We start from the raw sequence: 12376 nt of genomic DNA, 5'->3' as shown, positions 1-12376 counted from the left end.
ATGGGCGAAAGCGAGACGCCGGGCGTGCTAGCCGACAGGCTTGCGGCGCAGCTGCCGATTACGGCGAGCCGCATCCTTCTGGCAGGACGCTCCGTCCCGGGGCTTGAGATGCTCCTGCGGGCCCGCAATCCAAAGATCGAGATCGACCGTGCGGACAGCGCCGCGCCTGCGACGGACATGCCGACCGATGCTTCCCGCGATAACACGACCCGCTATGATGCGGCCGCGCTTGTCGCCGATACGCCAGATGAGGCGGAAGCGGCGCTGAAAGCGCTGGCGCCGAAAGTGCGCGACGAGGGCGTTTGCGCGCTTCTGGTGCCGTACCGCTTCACCTGGCCAAGGCTTCAGGCTTTTCTCTCCGGAAAGAGCGTTAGCGGCGCTGCCGGTTTCGATCCGGACGAGCTTCAGGAGATGGCAAGACGGGCCGGGGCACCGCTCGCGCGCATCGTCGCCATCCAGGCGGGACCAGGGATCCCCGAAGATGCGGCACAGGCCGTGCGGCCGCTCGCTGCCGCGCTGAAGCTCGACGCTGAGACCGTTCTCCGGCGGCTCGCGGCCTCGCATTTCACCGCCCAGACACGCCCGCGCCGAGTGCCGGACAGGATCATCCGCTTCACCGGCAAGGCGCTCGCTTCAAAGCCCGATGCGATGGCCATCGTCCGTATGCAGGCGCCGCTTGCAGCGCTTGGCACGCTGCCCGAGTTCATGATCGACGATCTCGGCCCCACGCCCAGGCGCCCGAGCAAGGGGACGCGCGATGTCTTCGTCTGGCAGCGGCCGATCCTGACGCGCGAGGAATCGCTTCCCGTCTACAGACAGATTCTCGAAACCCACAAGCTCCTCGTGGTGGAGTTCGACGACAATCCGATGCGCTGGCCGGCGATCGCGGAAAACGGCCACCTCACCTTCCGCTCCGCGCATGCCGTCAGAACCTCGACGGAAACGCTCGCCAAGATCATCCGGGAGTGGAATCCGAACGTCTTCGTCTCGCCCAACCAGATCGAGGCGCTGCCACCGTTTCGGCCCGTCGAGTCCCGGCAGGGGCCGGTCAGGCTTCTCTTTGCCGCGCTCAACCGCAAAGAGGATTGGGCCCCCTATATCGATGCCGTCAACGAGGTCGTCTCCCGCTATGGACCGGAAAGGCTTCGCGTCGACGTCGTCTTCGACCGTGCGTTTTTCGACGCGGTGAAGGCGGAGGACAAGCATTACCAGCCGGTCCTGCCGTTCAGGGAGTACAAGGCGCTCCTGTCGAAGGCGGATATCGCCTGGCTGCCGCTCGAAGACAATCTCTTCAACCGCTGCAAGAGCGACCTGAAGTTCATCGAATGCGGTGCTTATTCCGTCGCCGTCGTAGCGAGCCCGGTGATTTATGGCGACGTCGTCCGTCATGGCGAGACCGGGCTTCTCTATAAGTCGGCGAAGCAGCTTCGCGAGCATCTCCGCGCGCTGATCGAAGATCGGGAGCAGCGCGGGAAAATTGCTCGCGCGGCCTATGAAGAAGTTGCCTCGCGGCGCATGCGCACCTACCACGCGAGCGGCGAGGCCGCATGGTACGCAGGCCTGTTGCGACATCACGAAGCGCTCGAGGCCGAGCGCGTCGCGCGTTTGCGCGACGAGCCGGCCTGGGGCGAACCACAAACCGAGCCGGCCTAGAGGGTGGACGACGTTATGACCGAAGATCTTTCCTGGCTTTATTCGCCGGCCGTCTTTCAGGTGCCTGAGCGGATCGGAGCCTCAGGCTGGCTGGAGCACACGCCCTTCGCCTTCTGGCTCATCGACAAGCTGCGCCCGGAGCGCCTCGTCGAACTCGGCACGCATACCGGCATTTCGTTCTGCGCCTTCAATCAGGCGATCAAGCAGCTCGGCACGGCAACCGCCTGCCATGCCGTCGACACCTGGCAGGGCGACCAGCACGCCGGCTATTACGGCGACAACATCTACAACGAGCTGGCGCGTTACAACGAGGATCGTTACGGCAGTTTCGCGACCCTGATCCGCGCTCGCTTCGACGAGGCGCTCGCGCATTTCGACGATGGCGCTATCGACCTTCTGCACATCGACGGGCTTCATACCTATGAAGCTGTGGCGCACGACCATGAGACCTGGCTGCCGAAGGTGAAGGAGGGGGGCGTCATCCTCTTTCACGACACCAATGTCCGCAGGGGCGATTTCGGTGTGCACCGCTATTGGGCGGAGATCGCGGAGGGGGCGCACGCGTTCGAGTTCTTGCATGGCTTTGGCCTCGGCGTGCTCGTCAAGGGCGAGCCGCGGAACGAAGCGATGGCCGCGCTCTGCGCGGCCCGCCACGACCCGGAGGCGACGAGCGCCGTACGCCGGACGTTCGCCTTCCTGGGCGGGGCCGTGACGAACCGCTTGAAGCTCGCGATGGCGGCGAAGAAGGCGAAAGCCGCGCCTGCTGAGGCTTAATCTTTCTCCGCTTCGGCCTCGCGGATGAACACATCGATATCCGGTGAGAGAAGGGCAGGGATGAAGCGCCGGAGCTTGTCTTCCGGCCAGTCCCACCAGCGGATCTTGAGAAGCTTCTGTTTCTGCTCGCTCGAGAACCGTTCGGCGAGCGGTCGGGCCGGATTGCCGCCGACGATCGTATAAGGTTCGACATTTCGCGTCACCACTGCACGTGTCGCGATAACCGCACCATCCCCGATGGTGACGCCGGAGAGAATGACGGCCTGGCCGCCGATCCAGACATCGTTGCCGATGACGACGTCGCCTTTCGTCGCCGGATGGCCGACGATGCCCCGGGCTTCAGGCCATCTCTTCGCAAGCGCGGAAAACGGATAGGTCGTCACCCAGTCGGTTCTGTGATTGCCGCCGAGAAAGATCGTCACGCCATCCGCGATCGACGTATATCGGCCGATGATCAGGCGCGCTTTTTCGCCCCACCAGCGAATCGCCGGCCTGCCATAGGTGAATTCACCAACCTCGAAGCCGTGGCGCACGATGAAGTCGGCAAGATGGTCGCGCGTATAGAAAGGCGAAGACATTTTTGCTCTGTGTTGTGGGACGGGCGCGGACGTGGGGCGCAATTGGAAAAGGCTGATAGACAAAAAAAGGGGCGCCGAAGCGCCCCTTTCTCTCGTTCCTGGGAAACGATTAGATGACGATGAAGTCGTCCGACGAGATCTGAGACGCGTCGGTGTCTTCGAAGACGATCGTGACCGTGTCGGTAGTATCAGTGTACGTGACAATAACGTCACCCGGCTGGGTGGTCGTGTCGAAGGTGAAGTTCACCGTGTCAGCGGACTGAAGACCGATCACGTCGTTGCCGTCGTCGTCGAAGTCGGTGACGGTAACGGTATCGCCATTGGCGAGAGCCGTGAAGTCAAGCACGTCGTCGCCGGCGCCGCTGGTCACTTCGTCAAGGTCGGCCACTGCGATCGTGTCAGCACCCGCACCCCCGAAGAGGAAGGCACCGCCGGTACCGGCCGACCCGTCGATGACGTCGTCGCCTTCGCCGCCGTACACAGAGTCTGCACCATTGACCGTGATCGTGTCGGCACCAGCACCGCCACCGAGCTCGTCGCCGCCCGTCGCGCCGCCGGTGATGAGGTCGTTGCCGTCGCCGGCGTAGATCTCGTTGGCGCCGCCCGTGGCGGTGATCGAGTCAGCGTCGGCACCACCGAAGACGGTGTCGGAGCCGTCAGCAGCGATCGAGTCGATTCCGGCACCGCCGTACATCTCGTCACCGCCCGTGCCGCTCGACAGGTTGTCGTTGCCCGAGCCGCCATACATCGTCTCGTCGCCACCGGCGCCCACGAGGACGTCGTTGCCGGCGCCACCACCGAGGAGGGCGTCGCCGCCACCACCGGTCAGCGTGTCGGCGCCGTCGCCACCGAAGAGCGTGTCGGAATCGGTCGCGCCGCCCGTCAGGCTGTCTTCGTCGGCACCGCCATAGACGAGGTTGTCGCCGGCCGTGGCCGTAAACGTCTCGCTGCCAGCGCCCAGGAAGATCACGTCGTCGCCACCCGTGCTGGTGACAACGTCGTCGCCGTCGCCGCCATAGATCGTGTCGGCACCAGAGCCGACCGCGATCGTGTCGGCACCGTCGCCGCCGCCGACGATGTTGATCATGTTGCCGGTGGCGCCCGTCATCGAGTCGGCACCCTCACCGAGATAAATCTCGTTGATCTGGCCGGAAACGCCGAAAGCAAGGTTCTCGCCGTTCAGGTTGACGGTGTCATTGCCGGCGCCGCCAAGGACGGTGTCGCCGAGGCCGTCCTGAGCCATGGTGACGGAATCAGCACCGTCACCGAGGAAAACCAGGTCGTTGCCGTTACCGTCGCTCGCGACGTCGTCGCCGGCCATTGCGTAAATTGAATCCGCAGCAGCGCTACCCACCAGGGTATCGTCGCCGTTCGTTCCGAAAATTTCAGCCATGTGTTTCTCCAGTAGAGCTTCAAAACACGCGCGTGTGTTGTATCCCCATCCCCACGCCATGTTTGCGCCGCGGCGGAGGGTAACGCGGACCGCAGCTTATTGCGGAGGCCCCTATCGGTGTCAACCTGCGAAAGCCACGGCGGATAAATTTCCGCGGGGGTTGCTGAAATGCAATTGTCGCGTCGTAGAAAGGCCTTAAGTGAAATGCGCAGATCAGGAAAGCTTCTTTTAAGGAAACGTAAAAGTACCTGAAAAGAATGGCGGTGCTTTTGCCTGTCGGCGGCCTCCTCTCGTGCGGCGCCGCAGCTTTCGCGCGCGCCGTTGCAGAGCTCTTGGGGTACGCAGGGGTTTCCTTCAACGGTCTGGTCCGGCTGCGGGGTACGGGCCTGCAAGCGGAATGGTCGTGATCCTCTAAGTCCTTGGGAAACAAGCGTGCGGAGCGCTGCCGAGGGGGCGTGGCAGGCGCATGCCGGGGTTTGGAGCGAGGCGCCGAGGCAAGGTTGCGGAGCCGTGCAACACGGCCTCGCCCAGCGCTCCGACCTTCGAAGCGATGCCGCTCGCCGGGAACGGCGCGGTTCTCCCCCGAGAGGCGGCGGCACGCCCGACCCTCGACCGCGCCTCCCCTCCGGCCCGCCTTGCGGCTCAACACCCCACCCCGGCGGTCGCGCGGAAGTGTTGCCCGTCTGCATCATGTCAAGCGGCAGGCGCAGGCGGCTTTTCAGCCCTTTTGTCGGCGGGAGAGGCGGCGGTTTCAGCGTGTTTGACACGCCTCTGCGATTCTTAAGACCGTCTCAGCCTCGATCCGCCAGTTCGGATGGGCGGGTGCCGGGCCCGGCGCAACGATGTCGCCGCGCAGGAAGGCATGGGCGAGGCCGAGGCTGCGATAAAGGCTCTGATGCATGGGGCGGAAGCCGCCATGCGGCTCGAGCTCGAGGATCGTCGTGCCCGGGCGGCAGAAGATGCAGTTGAAGAGGCCGGAGCCCGACGGGCCGATGACGATCTCGGCGTCCCGGAAGGCCGCGATGCGGGGGCGAAGCGACAGGCTCTCGGGCCGGACCTCCTCAAAGCCGAGGGCGCCGAGGCGCGCGACGATCTCGTCCTCGTTCACGAGAATGCGCCGCGGCGCCGTCTTCGACCAGCTGCGGCGCGAGACATAGAGCCGGCGCCCGGCGCTGCCCTGCGAGGGCACAGTTCCGATCAGCCGAGCGGCGAAGGCCGCCAGCGCCTGGCGCAGCTCGGATGGAAACACGTTGCCGGGGGCGGCGAGCGAGGGGGCGAGGACGTCGGCAAGGGGCGTGATCGTCGTCACCTCCTGGGCGATCACCTGGCGCCCGGGGGCCGCGGCCGCCACGATCTCGCGCATCCATTCCGCCTCCATCGGCAGGAGGAGCGCGCCCCCCGCCGCTTCGGGGATCTCATCGAGGAGGAGGAGTTTCGGCAGAATGCGGAAGAGCCAGGAGCCGTAATTGCGCGATTCGGTCGAGCCGAGCGCGACGACCGGCGTATCGATCGGCGCCTCAAGCTGTGCGTCTGCCTCGATCCGGAGCCTCTCGCCGGCGCGGTTCACGCCATGCGTCATGCGGAATTCGTGCGGAAAGGCCGTGAGCGGGCGGGACTGATCGAAGAAGGGGGCGGGGAGAAGCAGAACGTCGTTGACGAGGACAGGCTCTGCCGCGCCGCTCTCGGCGATGTCTGGATCTCCCGGATCGATCAGCGCCCGCTGGCCGGCGAGGAGGACGTTCTTTCCCGCAACGACATAGCGCGGCCGCGCCTGAAGCGGATCGCGCTCGATCTCCGTTTCGGGCGGCGCACCGAGGGCAAGCCGCGGCCCCTCATCGCCGAGCGGTGCGGCGCCCGCAACGGCCTTGGCCCGCAGCCGCGGCGAGAGCGGATGCCAGACGCCGGGCCGCGCCCAGAGATCGGGCGCCTGCACCGGCGCGACCTCGCGCCCGGCAAGAGCCCGCAGGGTGGCTGCGGCATCCTCAGCCACGTGTGCGGCCGTCCGAACCTTTCGCCCGCAAGGCCTCCAGCTTTTCGATGCGTGCGAGCAAAGCCTGCAGTGTCCGCTCCTGGCGGGAGACGAGATCGACGAGCCGGGCCGTCACATGTTCGACGTCGCGCGCCTCGGCCCCCGCTCGCGCCTCCTCGATCGGCGCATCCGCCTCGTCGATGACGGCGAGCCCGGCCTTGTCCGGCATGAAGCGGGCGAGGATCTCCTGGTTGCGGGCTTCGTAGCGACGGCGCACGAGATCGAAGAGGTTGTGAGGCAGCTTCAGCTTCTCCGCGCCGTCGCCCGAGCGGCCCATCGCCAAAACGTCGATCGGCCGGTCGTCGTCGAGGCTCTCAAAGAGGCCGGAATGGCGGGAAAGAAAGCGCAGAAGGCGTGCGTCCGGGCTGACATTCTCATTGGCGACGGGGACGAGACCCTCGGCCGGTGTTTTGAGAAACTCCGCGAAATCGGCGAAGAGATCGCCGCGCGTCAGAAAGCGGGGATCGAGAAAGCGCAGGCGGAGCGCGTCCTCTCCAGCAATCCCGCTCCATTCGGCGATCGTCGCTTCATAATCGGGAAGCCCGGAATTCATCCGGTAGGCAATGAATTCCGGCAGAGACAGCCCGCGCTTCAGCCCCCATTGTCGCCAGGCGGCGAGAAGCACGCGGTCCTGCCGGCGGATGTAATAGGCAACGCGCACGGAGGTCTCGCCGAGAAGCGGGACGAAGAGCGCCGCATGGCCGGGATTGAAAAGGATCTCGGTGGAGAGAACGAAGCGTGCCTCCGGCGCCTCGATCGCCGCCATTTTCGAGCGCAGATGCTCGGCGAAAGCCTCGGGCGCGATGCCGGCGTTCTCTCGGAAATAATGCAGCGGATTGCCGGAAACCTTGTTGTGCGGATCGAAGCCCAGATCCCCCCCGGCGAGGAAGAGGCCGCGGCGCGCAAGCTCCTCCGCATTCCGGGCGAGAAACGCCTGGAGCGTCGATGAGCCGGTCTTCGGATGGCCGATATGCAGAAGAAGTTCGCGCATCAGGGGCGATTTTCCGGCTCGTGCCTCAATGCGGCAGACGGCGGGCGAAGGCCGCCTCGATCGCCGCCTCGTCATAGGCCTCGCCGAGGAAGTCGAAAAGGGCGCGCAGGCTCGCCCGGTCTTTGACGTAATCGTCGTAGCGCACGAGGAAGCTCGTATCGGAATGCGCGGCGACGTAATCCGCGTATTGCCGGTCGAGATCCTCCACCATCTCCATCACCTTTTCGGTTTCCACATCTTTCCACCAGGAGGAGCGCGCGACATCGGCGGCGCGCCGCGTGTTGAAGACGAGCCGGCACGGCGGGAAGAACTCGCGGATGAAATCGAGGAACTCCGGCATTTCGCCGGGCTCCGCATCGTGAAAGCGGATTTCCTTGAAGCCGAGGACACGCGTCTGCGGCGTGGGCTTCAGGATCTCGCGCACGAAGAGACCTGCGAGCTCTTCGCCGAAGCGGCGCGGCACGATCTCGTCGGCCCCGTACCAGGGCCCGTGTGCCGGGATCGGCGCCTGTCCCTGATTGTAGCGTGTGTTGTGGGCGCGCTTCCAGGCGCGGAAGAGCGGATAGAGGAGATTGTTGTTTTCCCCGCGGATCATCGCCCCCGGGATCGTCTGGAGAGCCGTCTGCAAAAGCGTGGAGCCCGAGCGGCCATAGGTGACGATGACGATGAATTTCTCGAAGTCGGGCCTGGCGGTCATAGGGGTCTCCGCGGGTTCAGCGAATGTGGCGGCCGGCGCATCAATGGGCGAGCCGGCTCTTTATGGTGAAGGCGAGCGCCTCTGTCGGCACAAGGCGGCTCGACGGCACGCCGCAATTGGCAAGTGCTTTGCGGCCCTTCACGCCGGCGGCGATCGCGTGATGGGCGTGTTCATAGGCGGCCGCGACGGTGACCGGATCGCGGCCACGGACGGCATCGCGTTCGATGAGCACGTCGTCGAGGGCGAGAATGGTGAGGATCTTGTCGCCCTTGGCCTCGCCGGCGAAGGGCAGGAAATCCGTGATGCCGAAGGTGATGAGAGCGTCATGGCCGCGCGCCAGCGCCATCAGACGCGCATGCTTGGATGGATCCTGGACCGGGATGTCGCTTCCCATGAAGCCAAAATCGGCCGGCGGCGGCGCGGGCACCGGATCGAGAAGAATGTTTTCGAAATCCGCCGCCTGCGCGGCGCGCGCGAAGGCCGGATTTGCCGTCTGGCCGTCAAGCGCGAGCGACAGGCGCAGGCCGGCCCGAGACAAGCGCTCGCAGAAGCGGCCAAACGCGTCCTGCAGCGCCTCGTCGGCAAGGCTTGCCGGCGCGACGGCGACGAGGCAGCGCTCCCGACCTCCCGGGATGAAGGGGAACGGCTTGAAGGGCGCGTAGCCGCAGAGATCGTCGGCCATCAGCTCGCGCACATCCTTCACGATCGGGCCGCGATAGAACCGGCTTGCATGCTGGAGCGGACGCGCCTGCGACACGCGCGTAAACGGCCGCAAAAGGGCCGAAAGCCGCGCAATCCGTCGCTTGCGCCCGACATGGCCGGGAAACGGTGGGACCGGTTCGAGCGTCGGCAGGCTCCAATGCTCTACACGCGTCACGTCCCGCACGAGGGCGAGACCCGGCCGCTTCGGTCGCTCGAAGGCGAGCCGCGACAATTCGTTGAGCGGGATAAGGGCGATAAGAGCCTCGGCCGCTTCCAGATCCTTGCGCGCGCGGCGCGTGTCGCCGACGAAGCGGCTCGCATGATCGGCGGCGCGAATGGAGAGGATGTGCGGGCCGGTGACGGGCTCAGCCAGCGCTTCGAAGAAAAGGCTGCGCAGATCTTTCCGCCATTCCACCTCGGCTGCGGCACGTCCGTGATGGGCAACGAGCATCGGTGGAACGTCGTGCTCGTGAATGCCGGAGAGATGCTTCTCGAAGAGAGCGACGGCTTCCCGCAACGTCATTTTACGACCGGGAAGCACCGGGTCCGACGTCGCCCGGAGCGCGCCGGTCTCAAGGTCGGCCATCAGGAAGCGCGGCGCTTCCTCGTGCTCGTCGGCAAGGATCGCGGAGCGGGCGAAGAGATCGAAATGCTTGCGCTGCATCCCCGCCATGATCTCGTCGGTCTGGCGACGCGACTGCGCGACCATGCTTTCCGGACGCACGCGATAGAGAAAGCCCGGATCGGTGACACGCACGCCGTGAAAACCCGCTTCGCGCGCCGACAGCCAGAAATCCCAGTCCTCGAGCCCGAATTTCATCGTCTCGTCGTAGAAAACGCCAGCGCGAAAAACCTCGGAACGCACGAGGCTACCCGCCTCGCTGATATTGCCGCGGCGATGTCGGAGCGCGGAATCGGCCACCGTCGTCTCTCGCACATCGACGCCGTCGACCATCGGCGTCAGCCCGAAAGCATGCACGTCCGGAAAGGCCCAGCCGGCGCCTTCTTCCGCGCCGAGAGCGGCCGAATAAGCGGCAATCGCGTAATTCTCCAGCCTGTTATCGGCATCGAGAAAGAAGATCGCATCGGTGTCGGGGAAAAGTCCTAGAAGCGCGCGCACGCCGGTGTTGCGGGCGGCCGACAGGCCGCCATTTCTCTGACGCAGGCTGATCACCCGCCCCGGATAGCGCGCCCGACAGGCCGTCAGCGCATGCTGAGTTTCGGGGTTCGGACAGCCATCGTCGACGACGGCCACGATAGGGGGTGTCGCGAGCATCTGCTCGCAGGCGCTTCGGACCGCTTCGACGGCGAAACGCGAATGTCCGTAGACCGGCACGACGACACCGATCCGCCGAAAGGCGGAAGGGGCGTCATTCTCGGTGAGGAGCGGTCCTCGCATCACCTCTCCGAACGGAGCTTTGCCTTGCCACGGGCGAGCTCGAGGCGATGGGCACCCTTGCCGGCGACCGTGAGATCGAGCCCATACCAGCGGCACCAGGCAAAGGCGATATGTCCGGACAAGCTGCGGATGGTGCACAGAAGATCGGCGGGTTGTGCGAGCGGCGTTGCAAGCTCGATGGCAAAATCGTGCCGCTCATTGGGCTCCGTGCGCATCTGTGCGGAGGCGATGACGAAATCGGGTCGAGCCGTGTCACCTCCTTCGACGAAGCGCTCCATCGCTCTGGCAAAGGCGGCCGGGTCATCCTCGCCCGCACCGCGCCTGATGATGTATAGCCCGTATTCCGCATCCGGTCCCTGGCGATGGCTCGTCATCACGCGGGCGCCGAGGCGGATCAGCCCCTCGGGCAGGATACCGACACCGCGCGCCCCCGAAAGCCCGTCGGGCAAAGGATGCGTCTGCATGAAATTTTCGACGTCGGAGATCTCGAAAACCGAAAATCCGAGGCCTTCGGATGCGCGGCGACCTTCGCTGTCGCCGAACATGTAGCTCATCCGGCTTTTCAGTTCCGCGAAGGGGATGCGTCGGGCAAACGGAGGCTCGAGCTCGCTTCGCAGGTCCTCGATCTTCTCGACCGCCATATGGGAGGCGCTTAATGCGATCTCTGCGCTCGAAGAATTGCGAAGCGCGACGACGACATCCATCGGCCGCTCGGTCGGGCTCGCGAATGTCAGCCGCAATGTCGTGCGTGTCGCCTTCGGCAGGCGGCGGGTGAGCGAGGCCGGCAGGTTCGCTGTTGTGTCGGCATCTTGCGCGAAGATCGCTTGCACGACCTGCCGCAGCTCCTCCGCATCGCGGAGAACGAGGTCTCGGCTCGGTATGGCGAAGATGGCGGTTTCGATCTCTTCGTCCACATCGTCGGCTGCCCGAGCGAGATCGAGGGAGACTGTGAGCGTGCCGGGCTCGATCGGATCCGCCAGCCGGAAGCCGCCGACCTTCTCGGGAAGAGCGCGCAGGCCGATCTGGCCGTTGCTTTCGATCACTGAAAGCGGTCCGCTCTTGCTTGTCTGCCGCAGGATCGCCTCTTCGGCGGCGCCGAAGATATAATGCAGCCGGTCAGAGAACGCCGCCGTATCGAGCGGAGCGCGGGAGATGCGCAAAGCCGCGCGGTTTGCTGCCGGAAACGCCTCCGGCGACAGGCCCTTCCAAACCTTGAGCGCGAGCGAGCCTGAGCTTTCCGGATCGATCAGGCCGAAGCGGTCGGTCGTCTCGTCCGTGAGCGACAGGAGCGGTGCGGCGACCTTTGCGTCTCGGAGGAAGGAGACGGTGAGGACGCCATCGCCGTGGATCGGACCGACGGCCTTTTCCAGAACGATATCGTTCCAGCCGGCCTTCAAATCCGTAGCGGCAATCTCCGCCCGGGCGAGGCTTTGCCGCAGATCGGGGGGCCCGAGCGTGACGACGATCTGGCCGGAGGTCTTCTTGGGCGTGACGACATAAAGACTGACGGCGTTGATGCCCGCGAGATCGACCGGCAGGCGCTGGACGAGCGAGGTCGCCTCCACGTCGCCGCCAGGGCCGATCGTGCGATCGCCGGCCGGCACCTCATAGGCGAGCATGCGTGTGGAATAGCCGAGCGCCTCGACCATTTCGCGGCCGAGGCGAAGCTGCAGCTGTTGCCACTCGGCGTGCTGGCGCATCTCGGCAAGCTCGCTCTCGCGCCGGCCGAGGACCTCTTCCTGGATGGCGAGGCGATGGCTCATCGCCGGCAAGAGCGCATGGGTGAAGCGTAAGAGCGCCGCATCGGTCTCGGTCGCGTCGATGACGGCAAGAGAGGGGACGGGCCGCGCGTCGTGCCGCTTGAAGAACCCGACGAGCTTTGACGCGATCTCCTGTTCGCCTTCGCCGCAGGCAATCAGGAAGACGCCGTGCGGGATGGCGTCGATGAGGACATGGGCGGCCGCGCCCGGATGCGATTCCGAGGATCTGAGCCGCCCGTCCTGATCAAACAGCGTGACGGAAGTCGGAAGATGCGACAGGTCTCCGAGACGTTCGGCAAGGCTTTCGGAGACGAACACCTGGCTCGACGCTCCGAAGATCTGTTGGGCGCTGTCGGGATCGACGAAAATCCCGCTGGAAAAGGCGGTCCGATCCGACACG

9 protein-coding genes are annotated in these 12376 nt (G+C 65.4%); 2 read left to right on the top strand and 7 right to left on the bottom strand.

The features are described 5' to 3' along the window. Both J2R99_RS05360 and J2R99_RS05355 read left to right on the top strand, forming a co-directional pair. Positions 1-1653 (top strand): glycosyltransferase, encoded by a 1653-nt coding sequence (locus tag J2R99_RS05360; RefSeq protein WP_307153434.1) that lies wholly within the window; start codon positions 1-3, stop codon positions 1651-1653. Positions 1654-1668: 15 nt separating this feature from the next. Beyond that, positions 1669-2427, top strand: a complete 759-nt coding sequence (locus J2R99_RS05355; protein ID WP_307153433.1) for a class I SAM-dependent methyltransferase — start codon at positions 1669-1671, stop codon at positions 2425-2427. On the opposite strand, the gene J2R99_RS05350 is transcribed toward J2R99_RS05355, so the two are convergent. From J2R99_RS05350 to J2R99_RS05320, 7 genes are all read right to left on the bottom strand, one after another. Beyond that, positions 2424-3005 (bottom strand): CatB-related O-acetyltransferase, encoded by a 582-nt coding sequence (locus J2R99_RS05350; protein WP_307153432.1) that lies wholly within the window; start codon positions 3003-3005, stop codon positions 2424-2426. The two genes, J2R99_RS05355 and J2R99_RS05350, sit on opposite strands and share 4 nt — an antisense overlap. Before the next feature lie 109 nt (positions 3006-3114). Beyond that, the gene (locus J2R99_RS05345) at positions 3115-4398 is read right to left on the bottom strand and encodes a calcium-binding protein (RefSeq protein ID WP_307153431.1); all 1284 of its coding nucleotides are present in this window, start codon (positions 4396-4398) and stop codon (positions 3115-3117) included. 751 nt (positions 4399-5149) lie between these two features. Then, positions 5150-6388, bottom strand: a complete 1239-nt coding sequence (locus tag J2R99_RS05340) for a glycosyltransferase family 61 protein (RefSeq protein WP_307153430.1) — start codon at positions 6386-6388, stop codon at positions 5150-5152. After that, positions 6381-7418: a hypothetical protein gene (locus tag J2R99_RS05335; protein WP_307153429.1), complete on the bottom strand. Its 1038-nt coding sequence runs from the start codon at positions 7416-7418 to the stop codon at positions 6381-6383. The genes J2R99_RS05340 and J2R99_RS05335 overlap by 8 nt, the downstream gene beginning before the upstream one ends. A gap of 25 nt (positions 7419-7443) precedes the next feature. Next, positions 7444-8115 carry a sulfotransferase gene (locus tag J2R99_RS05330; RefSeq protein WP_307153428.1) on the bottom strand — a complete coding sequence of 224 codons (672 nt, stop codon included), beginning with the start codon at positions 8113-8115 and terminating at the stop codon, positions 7444-7446. A 40-nt stretch (positions 8116-8155) separates the two neighbouring features. Continuing rightward, the gene (locus J2R99_RS05325) at positions 8156-10216 is read right to left on the bottom strand and encodes a glycosyltransferase family 2 protein (RefSeq protein ID WP_307153427.1); all 2061 of its coding nucleotides are present in this window, start codon (positions 10214-10216) and stop codon (positions 8156-8158) included. Further along, positions 10216-12375, bottom strand: coding sequence for a DUF6212 domain-containing protein (locus tag J2R99_RS05320; protein ID WP_307153426.1), 2160 nt, complete (start codon positions 12373-12375; stop codon positions 10216-10218). Before J2R99_RS05320 ends, J2R99_RS05325 begins: the two co-directional genes overlap by 1 nt. Position 12376 lies beyond the last annotated feature (1 nt).

The sequence above is a fragment of the Rhodopseudomonas julia genome (assembly GCF_030813515.1).
Taxonomy (GTDB): Bacteria; Pseudomonadota; Alphaproteobacteria; order Rhizobiales; family Afifellaceae; genus Afifella; species Afifella julia.
This window is presented reverse-complemented; position numbering and strand designations above follow the sequence as displayed.